20 protein-coding genes, 1 tRNA gene and 1 pseudogene are annotated in these 18,120 nt (G+C 49.9%); 10 read left to right on the top strand and 12 right to left on the bottom strand.

Annotated features, from left to right (window positions below; all coding sequences use genetic code 11):
- Nucleotides 1–424: 424 nt before the first annotated feature.
- On the top strand, nucleotides 425–1,396 hold the full coding sequence (locus AC5JO6_RS19990; protein ID WP_496082819.1) for a LysR substrate-binding domain-containing protein: 972 nt from the start codon (nucleotides 425–427) through the stop codon (nucleotides 1,394–1,396).
- Nucleotides 1,397–1,481: 85 nt separating this feature from the next.
- On the opposite strand, the gene AC5JO6_RS19985 is transcribed toward AC5JO6_RS19990, so the two are convergent.
- Nucleotides 1,482–2,351, bottom strand: a complete 870-nt coding sequence (locus AC5JO6_RS19985) for a prohibitin family protein (RefSeq protein WP_496082799.1) — start codon at nucleotides 2,349–2,351, stop codon at nucleotides 1,482–1,484.
- 543 nt (nucleotides 2,352–2,894) lie between these two features.
- Between AC5JO6_RS19985 and AC5JO6_RS19980 the strand changes: the two genes are divergently transcribed.
- A complete protein-coding gene (locus AC5JO6_RS19980; RefSeq protein WP_496082798.1) occupies nucleotides 2,895–3,206 on the top strand; it encodes a hypothetical protein in 312 nt (103 codons plus the stop codon).
- On the opposite strand, the gene AC5JO6_RS19975 is transcribed toward AC5JO6_RS19980, so the two are convergent.
- The 8 genes from AC5JO6_RS19975 to AC5JO6_RS19940 form a co-directional block, all read right to left on the bottom strand.
- On the bottom strand, nucleotides 3,149–3,910 hold the full coding sequence (locus AC5JO6_RS19975) for a DevA family ABC transporter ATP-binding protein (RefSeq protein ID WP_496082797.1): 762 nt from the start codon (nucleotides 3,908–3,910) through the stop codon (nucleotides 3,149–3,151). The two genes, AC5JO6_RS19980 and AC5JO6_RS19975, sit on opposite strands and share 58 nt — an antisense overlap.
- Nucleotides 3,911–3,966: 56 nt before the next feature.
- The gene (gene devC / locus AC5JO6_RS19970; protein ID WP_496082818.1) at nucleotides 3,967–5,139 is read right to left on the bottom strand and encodes an ABC transporter permease DevC; all 1,173 of its coding nucleotides are present in this window, start codon (nucleotides 5,137–5,139) and stop codon (nucleotides 3,967–3,969) included.
- Between the two features lie 20 nt (nucleotides 5,140–5,159).
- A complete protein-coding gene (locus tag AC5JO6_RS19965) occupies nucleotides 5,160–5,486 on the bottom strand; it encodes a DUF2834 domain-containing protein (protein WP_496082796.1) in 327 nt (108 codons plus the stop codon).
- Nucleotides 5,474–6,127 (bottom strand): GNAT family N-acetyltransferase, encoded by a 654-nt coding sequence (locus tag AC5JO6_RS19960; RefSeq protein ID WP_496082795.1) that lies wholly within the window; start codon nucleotides 6,125–6,127, stop codon nucleotides 5,474–5,476. Before AC5JO6_RS19960 ends, AC5JO6_RS19965 begins: the two co-directional genes overlap by 13 nt.
- Nucleotides 6,128–6,422: 295 nt before the next feature.
- The gene (locus AC5JO6_RS19955) at nucleotides 6,423–7,595 is read right to left on the bottom strand and encodes an ABC exporter membrane fusion protein (RefSeq protein ID WP_496082794.1); all 1,173 of its coding nucleotides are present in this window, start codon (nucleotides 7,593–7,595) and stop codon (nucleotides 6,423–6,425) included.
- A 17-nt stretch (nucleotides 7,596–7,612) separates the two neighbouring features.
- Nucleotides 7,613–8,839 (bottom strand): MFS transporter, encoded by a 1,227-nt coding sequence (locus tag AC5JO6_RS19950; protein WP_496082793.1) that lies wholly within the window; start codon nucleotides 8,837–8,839, stop codon nucleotides 7,613–7,615.
- Between the two features lie 140 nt (nucleotides 8,840–8,979).
- A complete protein-coding gene (locus AC5JO6_RS19945; RefSeq protein ID WP_496082792.1) occupies nucleotides 8,980–9,636 on the bottom strand; it encodes a TetR/AcrR family transcriptional regulator in 657 nt (218 codons plus the stop codon).
- A gap of 135 nt (nucleotides 9,637–9,771) precedes the next feature.
- Nucleotides 9,772–9,999 carry a hypothetical protein gene (locus tag AC5JO6_RS19940; protein WP_496082791.1) on the bottom strand — a complete coding sequence of 76 codons (228 nt, stop codon included), beginning with the start codon at nucleotides 9,997–9,999 and terminating at the stop codon, nucleotides 9,772–9,774.
- 515 nt (nucleotides 10,000–10,514) lie between these two features.
- Here AC5JO6_RS19940 and AC5JO6_RS19935 point away from each other — a divergent pair.
- From AC5JO6_RS19935 to AC5JO6_RS19915, 5 genes are all read left to right on the top strand, one after another.
- Entirely contained in the window at nucleotides 10,515–11,645 is a 1,131-nt protein-coding gene (locus tag AC5JO6_RS19935; RefSeq protein ID WP_496082790.1) for a ligand-binding sensor domain-containing protein, read from the top strand.
- A 170-nt stretch (nucleotides 11,646–11,815) separates the two neighbouring features.
- On the top strand, nucleotides 11,816–12,595 hold the full coding sequence (panB, locus tag AC5JO6_RS19930) for a 3-methyl-2-oxobutanoate hydroxymethyltransferase (protein ID WP_496082789.1): 780 nt from the start codon (nucleotides 11,816–11,818) through the stop codon (nucleotides 12,593–12,595).
- A 122-nt stretch (nucleotides 12,596–12,717) separates the two neighbouring features.
- The gene (locus tag AC5JO6_RS19925; protein ID WP_496082788.1) at nucleotides 12,718–12,915 is read left to right on the top strand and encodes a hypothetical protein; all 198 of its coding nucleotides are present in this window, start codon (nucleotides 12,718–12,720) and stop codon (nucleotides 12,913–12,915) included.
- A gap of 71 nt (nucleotides 12,916–12,986) precedes the next feature.
- Nucleotides 12,987–13,211 carry a hypothetical protein gene (locus AC5JO6_RS19920; protein ID WP_496082787.1) on the top strand — a complete coding sequence of 75 codons (225 nt, stop codon included), beginning with the start codon at nucleotides 12,987–12,989 and terminating at the stop codon, nucleotides 13,209–13,211.
- A 505-nt stretch (nucleotides 13,212–13,716) separates the two neighbouring features.
- Nucleotides 13,717–13,932: a type II toxin-antitoxin system TacA family antitoxin gene (locus AC5JO6_RS19915; protein ID WP_496082786.1), complete on the top strand. Its 216-nt coding sequence runs from the start codon at nucleotides 13,717–13,719 to the stop codon at nucleotides 13,930–13,932.
- A gap of 760 nt (nucleotides 13,933–14,692) precedes the next feature.
- Here AC5JO6_RS19915 and AC5JO6_RS19910 read toward each other — a convergent pair.
- Nucleotides 14,693–15,307: pseudogene (locus AC5JO6_RS19910) on the bottom strand (SAM-dependent methyltransferase); the annotation flags it as partial.
- 331 nt (nucleotides 15,308–15,638) lie between these two features.
- Here AC5JO6_RS19910 and AC5JO6_RS19905 point away from each other — a divergent pair.
- From AC5JO6_RS19905 to AC5JO6_RS19895, 3 genes are all read left to right on the top strand, one after another.
- A tRNA-Leu gene (locus AC5JO6_RS19905) sits at nucleotides 15,639–15,720 on the top strand.
- A gap of 112 nt (nucleotides 15,721–15,832) precedes the next feature.
- Nucleotides 15,833–17,140, top strand: coding sequence for a glutamate-5-semialdehyde dehydrogenase (locus AC5JO6_RS19900; protein ID WP_496082785.1), 1,308 nt, complete (start codon nucleotides 15,833–15,835; stop codon nucleotides 17,138–17,140).
- On the top strand, nucleotides 17,085–17,273 hold the full coding sequence (locus AC5JO6_RS19895; RefSeq protein ID WP_496082821.1) for a hypothetical protein: 189 nt from the start codon (nucleotides 17,085–17,087) through the stop codon (nucleotides 17,271–17,273). Before AC5JO6_RS19900 ends, AC5JO6_RS19895 begins: the two co-directional genes overlap by 56 nt.
- Before the next feature lie 66 nt (nucleotides 17,274–17,339).
- Here AC5JO6_RS19895 and AC5JO6_RS19890 read toward each other — a convergent pair whose 3' ends face one another.
- Complete coding sequence (locus AC5JO6_RS19890; RefSeq protein WP_496082784.1) at nucleotides 17,340–17,810, bottom strand: type II toxin-antitoxin system VapC family toxin; 471 nt, start codon at nucleotides 17,808–17,810, stop codon at nucleotides 17,340–17,342.
- Complete coding sequence (locus AC5JO6_RS19885) at nucleotides 17,797–17,982, bottom strand: hypothetical protein (protein WP_496082783.1); 186 nt, start codon at nucleotides 17,980–17,982, stop codon at nucleotides 17,797–17,799. The genes AC5JO6_RS19890 and AC5JO6_RS19885 overlap by 14 nt, the downstream gene beginning before the upstream one ends.
- Between the last annotated feature and the right edge of the window lie 138 nt (nucleotides 17,983–18,120).

The following is an 18,120-nucleotide window of genomic DNA, read 5'->3' as shown; positions in this document are numbered from 1 at the left end:
TGTGCATCATTACAATGCCTCCCTTCGCTCCTAACCATTACTATTCACCACTACCAGTAAGAGCAAATAGTATTATTTGTTAATTCGATAAATTTTAATGATTAAACTCTTGAACATGGGAAGCTTGAGGTGCTAGTTTCCTTAACTGTGTTAGAGCACAACCATCGTCTGTGTCGGCGATCGAGCTGTTCAAGACCCTTAAGCTCAGTCGAATAAGCCCCCTAAGCTCATCGCTTTATGTCCCTTAAAAATAATTACCGTTTTCTGACAAATATTACTTGCATCCTCTTAAGGTTCAGGTCTTAATTCCTACCCATCTGTGTGGGTTTCTAAGGAAAAAACTAACTTAAAAGCCGCCTCATTTGCAGGAGTTTCACGCGTATTTCTGCCCCTTCATGCCTCACCCAACTTGAAAAATCTAATGATGACGCTGGAACAACTTAAAATTTTCTTGGCGGTGGCTGAACAATTGCACTTTACACGAGCGGCTGAACTGCTTTACATTACACAGCCCGCCGTTAGTGCTGCAATTCAAAGTTTAGAAGCAGCCTATGGAGTGAAACTATTTCATCGCATTGGTCGGCGGGTAGAATTAACAGAGGCAGGGCTTTTACTCCAAATTGAAGCGCAGAAGATTCTCGATCAGGTGGCATTGACCGAGCGTGGTTTGCGAGAGTTGAACAATTTACAGCGGGGCGAACTGAAATTAGGCGCGAGTTTGACGATCGGCAACTACTGGTTGCCCGACAAAATCAGCCAGTTTAAGCGTCAGTATCCGGGTATCTTTGTCAATTGCACTCTGGGCAATGCTGAAGAAATCTGCGAAGGCACCGCGACGGGTCTGCTTGATCTAGGACTGATGACTGGCGACGTTAAACCCGCCCTCAGAACTCAACTAGAGCAAACGATCATCGCTAGCGATCGGTTACAAATTGTCGTAGGGCGATCGCATCCCTGGTTTGAGCAGCCGCAAATTCCAGTGACTGAACTGCTCAACACCGATTGGGTGATGCGTGAATCAGGTTCTGGCGCTCAGCAAATTTTCGAGCAATCGCTACAAACCTGGGGCATTGACCCTACAGCACTCAATGTCATCCTGGTGTTGAGCAGTAGCGAAATGGTGAAGGCAATTGTGGAAAGTGGAATGGGGGCAGCAGTTTTACCTGCTTCAATGGTGCGAAAGGAATTAGAACTCTCTCTGCTACATGCAATTCAAATCACAGCATCGCACTCTCAGCAAGGGGAAACCCTGGCGATCGTGCAATCGATTCTGAAGCTAAAACATCGGCAACGCTATCAGTCTCGCCTCGTGCAATTATTTGAACAAACGCTGATGGGAGAGACGGCAAGTCAAGATGGATTATCTCTTCTAAGCCAGCGGACATCATTAAACTAAACATGCCATGAACACTCCCAGTGCTGAAAGCTATCGCTTGCTTCTCGCTAGAGTGCGCTGACGGTTGACCGCTTTTAGCTTCTACTTAGTTCTGTTTGGCTTTTACAAACTCATCCAATTCCAGCTCTAGTAACTTGGAGCTATCATCGCCAACAATAAGCGGCAGTTTCCCATCCCAGCGTTCTACAGCCTGCTTGCGAACCAGTGCTGGATCTAGTGTTTCTCGAATCAACCGCTGTGCCTCAGCTTCACCTCGCGCTAAATTGACTTTGACTTCCGCTTCGCGCTGTGCTTTCAACACCATAAAGCCAGCCCGTTTCGCCTCCTGTTCTGCCACTTGCTTCGCCTCCACCGCATCTCTAAAGCGATCGGAAAAGTGTACATGAACAAGCGAAAGATCATCCACGCCAAGGTGGTAATTGATCAGTCGCGCTTCAAGCAAACGATCGACTTCTGCCTTGACTTCACCGCGCCGAGTAATAATTTCCTCCGCTGTATACAGCGCCATAACAGCCTTAAGGACTTCTTCGACGGCTGGATCAATGATGCGTTTGACGATCGCCTCCTCCTCCCCAACCTGCTGAAAAATCAGAGGCGCTTCCGCTGGCAGAATATGCCAATTGAGTGCCACATCGGTATACACATCCTGCAAATCCTTCGACGACGCTTCCGCCGAAATCTCCTCACTTTGCACCCGCACACTGAGCAACTGCACCGTGTTGACGATCGGCACAATGACATGCAGCCCTTCCTCTAAAACATCGGGCTGTACACGCCCAAACTGCATCAACACGCCCCGCTGACCCGCACCCACAACCACAAAGAAACTAGAAAGCAGTGCCAACCCTAGCAGCACCAAAATTAGCCGCAAGGCAATCAATGTTTCTCGACTGGTTTGCTGTCCGTTCGGTATAGCCTTGGCAACCGTGTGATCAATCTGAGTGGAAACGCTCATTGCAGCAACGAAAAATAAGGAACAACGTAGTTATGGTCATTCTAATGAGTAACACCAATCCTCGTAATTGTCATTTGACTCGCTCTTTGTCGTTGCTATAGCCATAGTTACATGGCTTAGAACGGGATGCAGGGGTGAAGCCCACACACCCTTTAATGACTCAAAGACAAGATTTAGGCACTCAAGTGTTGTGTCGAAGAACCTCAGTACAACATTTGAATGCTCAAGCATGAATGCTCAAACAGGATGTTCAGACACCTCCACACGATCGCTCAGTACTCAAACACGGTGTTGAGGAAGTTGAATACGATCGTTGGATACTTCAACACACGGTTTAGGATCTCAAACGCAATCACTATAACGTGTTTTCACCTGCAGAACTTTTTATACTGAGACAACCAGAAACTACCAGTAAAATCAACTAAAAGCAGCAGCTTTAGACCGCAAAAGACTCAATGTTTTGCCGATTTCTGCTCAGGATGATGGGGTAGACAACTGGCTAGAGTATGAACGTAAACGTGATTAACTTTATAGAGGGTGTCTATGGCACGTCTAAAACGCAGTTCTAATGTGGTGGAAAAGGGAATGCGTCGGCTTGCAGGGATGCGATCGCTCAACAATCCACTGGAGGTTGGTTATGGGTTGAGTTTGACAGAGTATGGTGCCCGCATTCAAGCGTTGCAAGAGTACCTAGCCAGCCATAACACAATGCTTTCAACCGTAGATGAAATGGCGGGGACAGTACAGCTAATGGAGCAAAAACTACGCAGCTATTTGGAAAAGTCTCGGAAAGCAACTTATGCGACTGCGGCAGCCGCATTGGGATTAGCTGCTAGACGACCATCTTCCATATAAACAATGCGATCGGCGATATCCAAGATGCGGTTGTCATGAGTCACCAAAAGGATTGTGCAACCTTGTTCTTCCGCTAGTTTTTGCATTAGCTCTACGACATCTCGACCCGATTTTTTGTCGAGTGCGGCGGTAGGTTCATCCGCTAAAACAATTCTGGGACGACTGATCAGGGCACGGGCGATCGCCACTCGCTGCTTTTGTCCACCGGATAAGCTATCTGGGTAATAATTCACCCGCTGCCCTAAGCCAACGGTCTCTAAAATATCAGTTGACATTCTATCCATGTCTTGATCCAGGTATTTATCGTGCAGTTCTAGCGCCATTCGCACGTTTTGCTTAGCGGTGAGAAACGTCATCAGATTATGTGCTTGAAAAATGTAGCCGATATTGCGACGTAGTTTGGTGAGTTGCTGTTTCGTGGCACCGTTAAGTTCCTGATCTAAAACCTTGAGACTGCCTGCTTGTGCCGATCGCAAGCCGCCCATCAGCGTCAACAGCGTGGTTTTGCCAGAGCCAGAGGGACCTGTCATAATAATGATTTCGCCTGCGCGAATGTCTAGATTAATGTCATAGAGTGCCTGTTTTTGCAGAGCGCCTTCACCAAAATAATGGTTCAGATTTTGAGCCGAAATGATGACTGGATCAGAAGAGTCTTGAGCTTTGAGCTTTGAGGTTTGAGATTCGGGTGTAGAGGTTGAAGCCATAACATTAGCGCATTTAGAGTTAGCTGAAAGAGAGACGTAGAATTCAAAATTCATCGTTAAAAAACATCGGCAGGATCAGCAGATTGTAGTTTTCGCAGGGCAACGCCACCGGAGGCAGTACACATGACGATCGTTAACGCGAGTACCATCCCGGCACGGCTCAAGGTCATGCCGATGGGGAGTAAGGTGGCAGATTTGGCGACTAGATACAGCCCAGTGGACAGCACCAAGCCTGGTAAAAAGCCTAGTACAGCCAGTATTAGCGCCTCCTGCACCAATACACCAACCAGGTAACGATCCGGGTAGCCCATTGCTTTTAAGGTGGCGTACTCGGGCAGGTGATCGGAAACATCGGAGTAGAGAATTTGATACACAATCACCAGACCGACGACAAAACCAATGATGGTGCCGAAGCCGAAGATGAACCCGATCGGACTACCGTTTGCCCAGTAATTTTTCTCGCGGGTGGTCAACTGATCGAGCGTTAATACCAGTACATCTTTGGGTAAACGCGATCGCAACGCTGCTTGTACTTGTTGAATGTCTGTATTGGCTTCGAGCTTGAGTAACCCGATGTCAATTTCGTGGGCTTTGCGCTCAGGAAACAGCCGGAGAAAGGTGGAATCACTGGTGATCAGGTTACCATCGGCGGCGAAGGAAGCGCCCAGGGTAAAGGTTCCGACTACCTGAGTCGATCGATGATTGATTTGTACCGGCAGTGATGGCGTTTGTTGCAGTTGCTCTGGTATGTTGCCAAAAAAGTTTTCTCGCCCTGCTTTGTCGTACAGCACCCGATTTAATAATTTGAGTTTGGGCAACTGCTGATTCACCTCTGGCAACGAGAACGCTGCTTGATTCGGATTGCTGCCAAAGGTGAGAATAGTGTAGCTCAGTCGCGTTTGTGTGTTGCGCCACTGTCCTCGCCCAATGTACATCGAGTTAATTGATTCCACGCCATTCACTCCTGCCGCTTGATACAGCCGTTCCCTGGAGAAACTTTGCACCACTTGCAGGTTTTCAAACCCGGAGCTGACAATGAACAAATCGGCTTGCAGCGGTTCGTAGGGACTCGCCGCCGAATCATATAGCGCATCTTTGAGTCCCATCTGCACAAACATCAATACGTCTGCGAAGGCGATTCCAGCCAGGGCAACGGCAAGTCGCGTTTTCTCACGTTTAACTTGCAGCCAAGCCAGAGGAGTTTTACGAAAAAAGTTGCGAAGCATAATTCAATTTCCGAAATAGTTTGCTAGTCAGCTTGTGCCACTGCTTCTAGTTGACGCTGCCGCATCAGCAAAAATAGTGGCAGACCAACCGCTACACCTAACAACGCACCGACAAGATAGATCCACAGATATCTCATCTTGAGTCGAGTCCCTTCGGAGACAACAAGCGTTAGCACAACTAACACGGAGACAATCACATCAATGCCAAAGAAACTGGAGATCTGATTGGCAAAGAGTTGGTCAATAAAGAGATTGATATCCAGACCGTGCTCAATCAAAAACGGGATGAATTGAGCATATTGAAGCCCCGTACCACAAACAAACAGCGTCAGATAAGTTATCTGGAGCATGATGGTTTCTCCTGAGAATGAGATTCGTGAACTGTAATTGGCTTCGGTAATCGTTTCATTGTCCAAAACGACGGCGTGTTGAATGAGTTTTCCTTGAATCGCACTACTTCAAAGCCATGCTTTTGATAGAACTGAACTGCTCGCTCTGTTGAAGTTTCTAGACAGCAACAACGCTGATTGGCATCTGCTTGCTGTAAGGCAGGTTGAAGCAGTAATCCACCAATTCCTTGACCTTGAGCAGCAGGATTCACCCCCAGCATGAATAAGTACCAATGGGGTTTTGGCATATCTTGTTTGTGGTATTTTTCAATCTCGTTAAACAGTTGCCAAAAGCGGCTGAACCTCAATTTGAATGGCAAGGCGTATAGTCCAAGTTGTAACAGTCGCCACTCGTTGAGCGGATAACATCCGGGTGGCAGCCAAATTGCTACTCCTTGAGATGGCTGAGTCGTGTAGATGTGATGGCTGGCTAGGCTGTAGCGTAAGAACAGGTTGCTGAACCATTGAATCGTATTCAACCTTGCCAAATGATCCTCACCACAGAAGTAGCGGAACAGTGGATCATCCTTAAATGCAAGCGCTAACGTTTCTACCGCACCATTCAACTGAGATTGCGTTAACCGAATCACTTTTGTTGTCATATACATCCCCTTGATTTGCATTCAGTAGCTTCAGAGCAACCTTTTCAGGGTACCGATCGATCAATAGAACCAATACGGCAAGTCATCGATTATTTCTTGAGCAAGTTCAAACCAATGCGCAAAGTTAATTTTTGCGAGTGCTGTCATGAGGCGAGCTTGTTCTTTTGTGTGTTCAGATCCACATACCCAAGTCAAGTTGAGGGTATAGCTCGTCAGTACTAGCCAGGGCATAGCTTTACGCCGAGCAAACCGGAACCAAAGATAAAAGCTTTTGTGCCGCTTCATAACACCTCACTCAAGGCTGAATTGCTGCCTGTACTTGTAGATTCGTCAATCCGGCGACTCGCTTGCTATCGACAGGGTTGACCCGAATTCGCACTTTTACCACGCGCTGATCCAGGTTTTCGCCCGGTTGATTGCTGTTCACTTCCTGCTTATTCACCTGTAAGCCAACTTCGCGCACGGTTCCCCGCAGTGCTCCAGCAAAGGATTCGCCTGTGACGATCGCCACCTGACCTTGCCGCACGTTGCCGATGTCGCTCTGATACACTTCCGCGACAACTTCCATCTGATCCGTCTGTCCCAATTCCACAATGCCGTTGTCGCCGACGACTTCCCCAGGTTTGGCGTAGATTTCCAAAATCTGACCTGTGATTGGCGCGCGAATCAATGCCTGATTTAGCTCTACTTCGGCTCGTTTGGTAGAGGCGATCGCCTGCTTTACTTCTGCTTGAGCCGCTTGCACATCCGTTGGGCGCACCTCTGCCACTTTGTCCAGCGTGGCTTGTGCCTCGCGGATTTGTGCTTGCAGTGAATCTGCCCGCAAATTTTGGTTGGATTGAGTTTCCGTTAGTTGTGCTTGTGCGGTTTCTAAAGTCAGTCGCTTCTGGTCAAACTGTGAGGCAGAAATGGCTCCTTGCTGCTGGAGAAACTGATAGCGATCGTATTCAGCTTGTGCGTTTTCAACTTCCGATCGCCGCCGCCTCATTTCAGCTTGTTTTGTAGCAATTTCGCCCTGCAATTCAGATTTAAATCGAGCAATTTGCGCTTGCTGTGCCGCAATTTCTCCCGCTTTAGCGCCAGCTCGTACCTGCGCCAGCTTTGATTGAGCCACACTGAGCTGCTCCTGCACTTCCAGAAATGCTTTTTGCAAGCGATTATGCGAATCCATCACTGCAATGACTTGACCTGCTTTCACTCGATCGCCTCGCTGCACTAATAATTGAGCAATGCGATCGTTATTCAATGCGGCAGGCACAGAGACGTTGATCACTTCCTGTTCTGGCTCCAACCGCCCTAATGCAGTGATGGATTGGGCGATCGTGGGTTGAGTCGGCTCCGGTGGTTTGCTGGCTTGCTGATACTGCTCAATACCGTAGTAAGCAATGCCACCAGTGAGCAGCACTCCGCCTACCACCCAACCCAGCATCCAGCGATTATTTGGTTTGACCAGTTGTTGAATGTTCATGATCATTTTCTTTTGTTCTAAGCTTTTGTCGTAATGGCGCGATTAAACGAGGTGATAGCCGCCGTTAGCAGCATGGTGGCTCCCGCAGCGACAAACATCAGCGTCAAGTTAATATCCATCAGAAAGCCTGAGATCGCTTGGGAGAAAGGGTCAAGCGCCACCGAGGTAAAAGTCAACAAGCCCATCATCCGCCCCTGCATCGCAGCGCCCGTTTGCTCCTGAAGCCAGGAGACTGCAATCACTCCCACAAAGCCACCACCCAATCCCATCAGCACAATCAAGCCATACGCCATCCACTGCTGTTTGACAAATCCCAGTCCGGCGGTGCCAACGCCCAATCCGTATGCCAGCCAGACTAAAGATAGACCAGGATTCTGCACCGACTTGATCTGACTGGTCGCCAACACGCCCACAAATGCTCCCACACCGAATGCGGCTTGCATGTAGCCGTAGGTCGTCGCACTGCCGCCAAATCGGAGTTCGACCAGTTTCGCCACACCGACTACTAACGGTCCCAAGGTTGCCAGATTCAGCATTGCGACGAGCAGGAGGCTGATCCGAATTGCCGCATGATTCCAGGCATAACGTACGCCTTCGACGATTTCGCCTAATAGCTGTGGCACAGATGGCGTAATGGCTGCTTGCTTCTGTTCAGGTTGATGAATCAAGGAGAGAAATAAGCCACCCAACGCAAATAGGATGGTGTTGAACGTGAAGGCGATCGGCAGTCCCAATGCCCCAATCACGATTCCTGCTGCCGCTGGACCAATCACGTTAGTAATTTGTTCACCGCCCTGCATTAGTGAATTGGCTTGGATCAACAGTGACTTATCCACTAATCGGGGCAACACCGACAAAGTAGCGGGATAGAGAAAGGCATCGGAGATCCCAAAGACTCCGGCAATGATGATCAAATAACTAAGCTGAAAGAGATTGCACCAGAGAAGAGCCGCAACGCTGCCCACCAGAATGGTGTTGATAGCGGCAGAAACCATCGCAATGCGATTAGGTGGCAGGCGATCGCTAATCGCTCCACCCACCAAGGTCAACAAAGCGCGAGGGACAGCAGCGGCGAGGAGAACCGTTCCGATCGCCACGCCCGATCCAGTTTTTTGCAAGATGAGCCAGGTCAAGGCAACGAGCCAGAACTGGACAGCACAGAGGATCAAAGATTGTCCCAGCCAGAGCAGACGAAAGTTTAAGTAGTGGAACAGCGATCGTCCCATTGGATTTCTCCTGGTCATTGATGTTTATGAAGTCCATCGCTTGTCAGGGAGTAGCTTGTGACTAGAACAAATTCGGTCAAAAAATTGCAGGTCAAGCTTGCCAGATGAACTTGAGATTCATCAGCATTGAACACACGGACTAGAACAAATCGTTCGAGCTAGCTAGACACTCGCGTCATCGCTAACAACCTTTCCACCACTTGAGCGCGACGAGGTTCTTCCGGTGCGCCCAGTTGAAACACTTCCGAGAACCACAAGCCATCGATCGCTAACTGAATAATGGTTGCTTGAGTCGGGTCAAGTCCATCGGTTTCGAGCCGTTGCCGACAGCGCTGTTCATACGCTTCAGCAGACTTCAGCAGCTCAGGCGGCATCTCTACAATGAGAGATGTTAAACGGGCAATCAGCGCTAATGACTGTTTACTCATCTGCAACGTCGAGCGAATATACGCCCTCACCCACTGTCCTGTAGTTCCTGGAGCATCATCCTGGTCAAACTCCTGCTGTAGACCTGCCTCAAAGTCCTGAATCAGTTGCTCACCCAAGCCCACCACCAAAGCATTCTTATTGGGGAAATGGTAGAGCAATCCGCCTTTACTGACTCCAGCTTGATGCGCCACGGCATCCAGTGTCAGTGCCTCCACTCCTTTGTCAAGAATGACTTGAGCCGCAGCACGCAACAGGGTGTCATGGGTGAGCGATCGCGCTTGTGACTTTTTGTTAGGAACCACAGGAACACCAGAAATGATTTCTTGGAAACCGTCCAGACGGTATGCCAACAGTTTTACTATACTGGCTGGACGGTCTTCGGTCAAGGGGATCAGCGATCTTTTTTGAAAAACCTTGCTAAAAAATAACTGCACACGTTTGGATCAGCTATCAGCTATCAGCTATCAGTTTTTCGCTGACGGCTGACAACTACAAACCATGCGGTTATTTCTGTACCACTCCTAAGGATTTTTCCCTGGCTCTTGCTGCTCCAACGCACGTTCGGTGCGGGCGTTGGGGTTTGTTTTCGGTTGCCAGAGATGGAATGAGTTCGTCACCCACCGATCGAGCGCTACACGAGTTTTGAAGCTGGCACTCCGCAGCGGCTGAGGCAGAAATTGATCACCAAAGCCGATGAAGACGAGAGCCAGAATGAGAAAAAGGGGAATAGCCGCTTTTTTGTTGAACATGGCTGAGGTCGGCAAATGCCTTGTGAAGTGGGTAAGGTCATTGTTCCCATTGCGTGAAGAGGGACGATCGCGCTTTAAAACAGGTCTTGCACGATTAGAGGGCGTTTGAAAAGTCCCGTTCTCTGTCACTTTGGCGACTAGAAGTCGCAACTACAGAGACAAAACCTGCCGTCGCAGGTTACAGAACCCTGGTTTTGCGGTAGTCCGCAACGGCGGACTTTGTTTACGTAGTCGCGGTTTTAACCGCCAGACACTTTTAAGACATCCTCTTAGAGTCGGTGCGGTGGGCGGATGACACTGCTGGGCACACGGGGACTGACAGAAAGCTGAATGTGTATAGAGACGTGAAGCGTTTCCCGATCGCACCCAAGAGCACTTAATGCTATTCGTTAAGTCTAGCGTCCATCCGCAAAGACTGGCGGTATCATGGGGCGCAATAGACTTAGCCTGCAACAGTCCAAAATTAGGGCTAAGTGGCTGAGAGCGCTGTTTCTGTCGTTGGTGGAGAGTGAGATATGGTGTGGCGAACAGGATGGTTCGGGCGATCGCTCAGTGGTACTCTGTTGCTTTTGAGTCTACAAGTGGTTAAAAGCCCCTCTGGTACCGCACAGACTGCCAGCACAAACGATGATTCTGCACTAACATCGGTGCCGTTACAGCAAACACTGGCACAGACGACCAGCGATCCTAACGCGGCACCACTGTATCCCTCCGCCGCTCCGCCTCCCGCAGTAACCCCCTTACCCGATCAGCGGCAGCGTCAAGAAGAGCAAACCGTCAGCGCTGATTACCGCGTTAGCGCCCTTCAATCCGGTAATGCCAGTACACTTTGGGTTGGCTCGTGGCAAGGGTTAGCGCAGATTAATCCTGCCAGCGGCAAGATTCGTGCCCGCATCAGTTTGCCGAATCAGACAGTGGGCGCTCTAGCGATCGATCGTGTGGGGCGGCTCTGGATTGGCACCTATGAAGGGCTAACACGCATTGATCCCCGCACTGGTGACGTGACCGCGCAAAATTTCTCACTCCCGTCTAATCGTGTGCTGTCGTTACTCATCGACAAACGCGGCTATCTGTGGGTCGGTACTGACAGTGGGCTGTCACTCATTAGCCCAGACAAGGGTTTGCTGATGACCACAGTGAAAAATTTGCCTGGAGTGAGCGCCAATGCACTGAGTCTGGATGCCGACGGAAATCTCTGGGTCGGCACGTTGGACGGATTAGTACAAATTAATACCGCTAGTGCAGACATCATCAAGCGAATCGGCAATCTGCCGGGTACAACCGTGCAAACCCTGGCGCTCAGCTCATGGGGAACGCTCTGGATGGGTACCCCGAACGGCTTACTGGAACTAGACAAAGCTGGACAGGTGCGATCGGTCACAACCTTGCGGGGTCGAAACGTAACAGCGCTTCAATTTGATAAGGTCAATAGCCTTTGGGTTGGCACCACAACAGGGTTACTACGCATCAACCCATTTAACGGTGCGTCTGCGGGCGCGATCGCCAGACTGCCATCTAGCCGCATTCTTTCTCTGGCACCAGATAGTGGTGACAAGCTTTGGGTGGGAACGAGCGAAGGGCTTGCCTGGGTTAGCATGACAACGTTTCGCACTGGGGCGCACAATACGTTTAGCCGCAATCAGTAGAGCGCATGGCGGCGGGGAGATGAGGGGGCAGGGTAAGCAGAAGGAGTTTTGAGTTCGTTCGCTGCTAGCTGCCAACGACGACAGGAGCGGGGCATTCGGTAATCTGTACCTTTCTCACCGCTCCTTACCTCTGTACGCTATACCCTATACCTCCACCCGAACCCCTCCCCATGCCAGTGACGACTCATCAATTAACCCAATGGAAACAGCAAGGGCGCGCGATCGTCGCCTTGACTGCCTGGGACTACGCGATCGCTCACGTATTAGATGAGGCAGATGTTGACCTCATTTTGGTTGGTGATTCGCTGGCAATGGTGGCATTGGGCTACGACACCACGTTGCCAGTCACGCTGGACGAAATTCTTCACCATGCCAAAGCAGTGCGACGCGGTGTCAAGCGGGCGCTACTGGTAGCTGATTTGCCTTTCATGAGCTATCAGGAAAGCGTACAGCAGGCGTTGCATTCAGCCGGACGAGCGTTGAAAGAGACGGGCGTACAGGCAGTGAAGGTAGAAGGTGGCAACCCGGCGATCGCAGCGACTGTGGCACAACTGGTACAAGCAGGGATTCCCGTGATGGGTCATGTGGGACTAACACCCCAAGCAGTGCACCGTCTGGGCTATCGACAACAGGGGAAATCTCCCGAAAACGCAGAGCAGATCCTGTTAGAGGCGATCGCGCTGGAGCAAGCGGGTGCGTTTGCCATTGTTTTAGAGCACATCCCCACTGATCTCGCTCACCAAATCACCCAAAAGCTGACCATTCCCACGATCGGCATTGGGGCAGGTCCCCACTGTGACGGGCAAGTGCTAGTGACGGCTGACTTGCTCGGTCTTTCTGTCCGTCAACCACCGTTTGCCAAGTCTTACGTCAACTTGCGCGAAGCTATTACTCAAGCAGTGCAAACCTACAGCACCGACGTGCGGGAAGGGACATTCCCACCAGCATGATGTAAGACACAAGTGTTCTACCCCACTTGATTACACAAAAAATATGTAGTATTTTGAATATAAATTGAACGCTAAATACATCAATTTAGCAATTGTTCAATCGTTATCCAAGGAGAAGGGTCATGACCGATGAAAGCTATGAGCGCATTGTCATCCAAGACCGAGAGGGCAACTCTACTCTCAAGCTGGAACGCCCGTTATTTGGAGATTTAACGATGACGCACGAAGGCGGCAAAACCGTGATCCATAAAACTGCTTGGCTGAGCGGCACAACAACCTACGTGCCCGCGCCAGATGCATCGATCAAGGCAGAGAAATAGTCCCTAACAACCAACACCATTGGTTACAGCGCTCAACCAAGGTTGAGCGCTGTAGCTAGGAGGTCATACCAATGAATAAACAAACGCCACGCTATAACATTGCCCTGCGGCTGGCAGGCTGGCTTTTGAAAAGTATCTACCTACTGCTGCTGGTGCTTCTGCCACTACACCTCGTGTTGCTATCATTTAACGTGACGTTGCCGATGGCATGGCTCTTACCGTGTTTGGGCAGAACCTTGCTGCTCTCCATGGCATCTTTTTTGCTGGGTGGCTTTTGGGCAGCGTTGTCACGGTAGCGATCGCCAACCGTTATAAAGACCGAAGCACCCTCAACGAAGCGTTAGTAAAGCCCGAAACGCTAAACCTATGTAGCGCTCCTCTTTGAATTGTGTCAAGTTACGCTGGATTAGCTCTCAGCCGTCAATTTTCAGCGCTTACCTTAAAGCTGACGGCTGACCGCTGAGGGCTTAAACCGTGACATACCTTTCATAAATGGTTTAAAGCTGCTGATGCGCTGAATCTACATATAATTTATGTTTGCGCTACATCATAGATATGTGATATATTATGCAAATGTGAGACAGCGCGTTTGACAGCGTTTCGCTAACTGTGCAAGAGTTCCAAGCTCAGTTAGCTCCTTGTCATGTGTGCATCTGGATGTGTCTATCTAAATAAAAAGCTTGGAAAACAAGCCCTGAACTCTGCCGTGTATCAACTGCCCGGGATCAGTTTTAGGGAGTCGATCGCCTGCTTTTTGCGATAAACGATTCTGCCGATTTTTGATGAAAGGTGTGAGAAACGATGACTGCTACGAAGAAAAAACGTTTAAATTTAGACTTGACTCCCGAAGCCTATGAGTTGCTTCAGAAATTGGCAGACGACTCTGGCAAGAATATGGCAGAAGTCCTACGCACTGGTTTAGCGCTGTACAACATCGCACAAGAGCAACGCCACGCTGGTCGCACTCTCGGTGTTGTAGAAGGCGATCGAGTCGTTAAAGAGATTCTAATTACCTAAGGATACGCGATGTGCAACTAAATTTGCCCTCATCCCCACCCTTCTCCCCAGGGAGAAGGGCTTTCAAACTTTCCGGTTCCCTCTCCTGCTGGGAGAGGGCTAGGGTGTAGCTTGCTTCCCGAAGGGTGGGTAGTTCAGCAGGTGTTTCAGGAAAGTCGCACATCGCGTTAAGGATCGTGGATTTAATAAAACCGAACGCTTGCGTAGAAGTTGTTAGGCGCTAGCCGTAACGCATCGCTGCCAGAGCTTGATGCGTTACGCTGCGCCAACACATCCTACAGAATTCGATCTTATTTAATTCTCATTCCTAAGCGCTCTTAAGCCAGCCCAGTCAGGCGCTCATTCATTGGCAAACGGTCTGTATACAGATTCTTGTTGGTGCATGAAACACTTGTTCAGAGAACTAAAAGCTGCAAACAGCTTGATGCCGTTAGCGCTGCGCTCTTCCTTGAAGGGTCGTACTGCGTTGAGCCACGATCGGGAAGTTTCTCGTTAGCACACCCCACTTGATCCCAGCGGTACCCTTCAGCGTATTGCCTTCGATGCGTCCGTTGAACTGAATCGTGCCCTGTTGCCCTTGAATGGTTTCGGAGCGGCTGAAGGTTAATCGATCGCCCGTCAGCGTAATGTTTGGAATCGTGTACTTCTTGCCATCGGCGATCGCATCGCCCTTCACCTGCTGAAACTGTTGATTAAACCGAAGCGTGTACGGTTGGCTACGACCAGGAGCATACTCTACCCGTCCCTGCCAATCGCCTGAGATGTTAGCTGGAACAACCCAGTAGTAAATGTTTCGTGGCACTGACGAAGTCGCGTTACCGGGCACCGTCACCGTTTTGTCAGGTTTCCAGTCGCCCATCGTAAAGGCATGAGAGACCAGCCGTGTACCCGGTTTCAAATCGCTCAGTAATTTAGGGCGGAGTTTCAGGTTGATTTGAGGCAGCAGGTAAAGCGTCACCACGCTGGCTTCGCGGAAATCGGTTTGAAAGAGATCCTGCTGTAGGAACTGTGCGCGATCGCCTACTCCAGCTTTCTGGGCATTTTCATTGCTCAAGCGCACCAGCCCTGGATTAATGTCTACGCCAACACCGCGTCTAGCGCCGTAATCTTTAATTGCCGTAATCACCAATCGCCCATCGCCAGAGCCTAGGTCATACACCACATCGTCACGATTGACACCTGCCAGCTTTAGCATCTCCGTGACAACGATCTCCGGTGTCGGCACATAGGGCACATCTGGTTTGCTAGGGATTGGATTTTCCGTGGGGCTTGGCGTTGGGGCTAACTGCGCGATCGTTGCAGTCTGACTTCCCAACCCACCTAAAAAGGCGACAGCAAGACTAACACCCAGCCCCAAAGCCCCAAGACTAACCATTTTCCGTAACGTCACAGCAACGACTCCAGACTTGTAGAACGTAGGCAGAATTCTTTTGTAGCGTACCTGGTTTCTGACGCTCGATACCTACTTTCGCATAGAACCCTAGGGCGATCGATTAGTTCCCCAACTTTTATTCACGAATTTAGTGCGGCGATCGTCAACCTCTGACCGCTTTTTGCTATGCTTAGTAAGTCTTAAAGCAGGTCAACCCTCAGAGCTGCGTGTCTGAATCAGTTTTGGTCTAGCGGTTTAATCATTAGGCAAGGCTGATCGTCAGGCTAGAGGCACAATTCAAACTGAAAGAATCTGGTTCTCAAAGCCAGTTTTTGCGGATGTGGCGGAATTGGTATACGCGCACGCTTGAGGTGCGTGTGGCATAGTCCTTGCGAGTTCGAGTCTCGCCATCCGCATTCTTTTTTCCAGCTTTGCTTCAAAATTTGGTAGACAGGTTGGTCTCATAGGGGTATGTACTTAGAATCATTCACCTCAAACAGCTAGCCGTTTCTTACCGGATGAGCGTCTATGTCTATTGTCTTTCCCACCGCAGCGGCTTCTCTACCTGAAATTGCCCAGCACGTTCGTTACAGTGCCCGTTACCTGGCAGCGCTGACCAGTGACATGCGGAATCAGGCGCTCGAAGCGATCGCTCAGGCAGTAGAAATAGCCAGTGCAGAGATTCTGGCAGCGAATCAGGCAGACTGTCAGGCAGCGACAGCAGCTCAACTTCCAGCAGCGCTGATTGCTCGTTTAAAGTTGAATGAGACAAAACTGCAAGGGGCGATCGCGGGGATGCGTGATGTCGCCAAGCTACCTGATCCCGTGGGCGCTGTGCAGATTCACCGCGAACTCGATCAGGGATTGATCTTGACGCGCATCACCTGTCCCTTAGGCGTGCTGGGCGTGATTTTTGAGGCACGTCCGGATGCAGTGATGCAAATTTCCAGTCTGGCGATCAAGTCAGGTAACGGTGTCATTCTTAAAGGCGGACAGGAAGCGGTGCGATCGTGCGAAGCGCTAGTCAACGCCATTCGTCAGGGATTAACTCAGACCAACATCGATCCAGCCGTAGTGCAGCTCTTGACCACCAGAGAAGAAACGATCGCACTGCTGCAACTTGATCAATACGTTGATCTCATCATTCCTAGAGGCTCTAACTCGTTTGTGCGCTTTGTGCAAGACAACACGCGCATTCCGGTTTTGGGTCATGCCGATGGTATTTGCCACCTCTATGTCGATGAAGCGGCAGATGTGCAAAAAGCAGTCGCGATCGCGGTTGATGCCAAGACGCAATACCCTGCTGCCTGCAACGCGATCGAAACCTTACTGGTGCATCAAGCGATCGCCTCCGAATTCTTGCTCGAAGCGGTGGTTGCTCTCCAACTCCGCAACGTCGAACTGCGAGGTGACGATCGCACACTGGAGATTCTCAATATCACTGCTGCCACTGAAGCCGATTGGTCTACCGAATACACTGACCTGATCCTGGCGATCAAAATTGTGGATCACCTGGACGAGGCGATCGAGCATATCAATACCTACGGCTCTCGACATACGGAAGCGATCGCCACTGAAAACCCTGCAACCGCTGCAAAATTCATGGCGCAGATCGATGCAGCAGGTGTCTTCCACAATTGCTCGACTCGCTTTGCCGATGGGTTCCGCTACGGCTTCGGTGCCGAAGTGGGCATCAGCACTCAGAAAATGCCGCCCCGTGGACCTGTTGGTCTAGAAGGTTTAGTCACTTACAAATATCAATTGGTCGGTAATGGGCAGATTGTCGCTACCTACGCTGGCGCAACTGCCAAACCCTTTACGCATAGGGATTTGTAAGGTTTTACAAGAACTGCGATCGACGCTAGAAGATTGGATTGTGGTTGGTCTGAAGTTGGGGCATCCGTTGCCAATATTGAACGGCATTGATTTGAATCGGGAGATTACCCGTGAGTTGATGGATACCCTGTAAACGGAAGGCATTGATGCCGCAATTGCATTGATGATGATCGTGTATTTCATTCCTCTAACTACTTTTTTAAGGTTGAATGATTGCCAAAACATCATGGGGGAGCATCGTCGGTAAGTCTGAGATTCCTTGGAAGTCGCGCATATTGTAGGTTGCAAAGTAATCGATCGCGGCTTCAGACGCTAGCGCAGACAACCGTAAATCGAAAATCTTGGCGGAGGTGATTTGTCGAGAAACTGCCAGTTCTAAAGTCTTCTTGATCGTTGCCAGAGTTGGATAGAGGATCTCAAAGGTGCCACTGAGATACGTTCCAGCGATTAATTGGTTTGCTTGAGATGGTGTTAAAGGGCTACCCGTCATGGCAACGGGGTTCGTCAAAACTCGATATAGCTCAACGATGGTTTGTTCAGCGATGATGCCTTGAACGCCTTGCTGAAAGGCAGTTTCTAGCAATGATGCAGCGTCAGAGTGATAAACCGAGGCTTGATCATGCGCGTAGACCAAGACGTTGGTATCAAAGAAGACTCTAATCGGACTCATAAATTTTGTCTCGATTCACGTAATCCTCTTTAACCCCTAGCTTAAACGTGGGAAAGGGATATTTCCGCTTGGTAATCAGCGTGACAACGACCTCAACTTCATCACCGTCCTGAATCTCTTCTGGCAACGCATCGACTAAAACAATGCTTTTGTCTTTGACATATCCCTTCATGACTGCTTTCCTCCCAAGCCTTTTGCCATTATCTCTGCTTTTTCCCCACTTCCTACTCCCCTTCAACAATCTCCCACAGCGCATTAATCCCCGCTCCCACACACGCTTCATCCTGATGCTGCGTTGCTGTAGCGAATC

It is taken from the genome of Tildeniella sp., from assembly GCF_059505325.1.
This window is presented reverse-complemented; position numbering and strand designations above follow the sequence as displayed.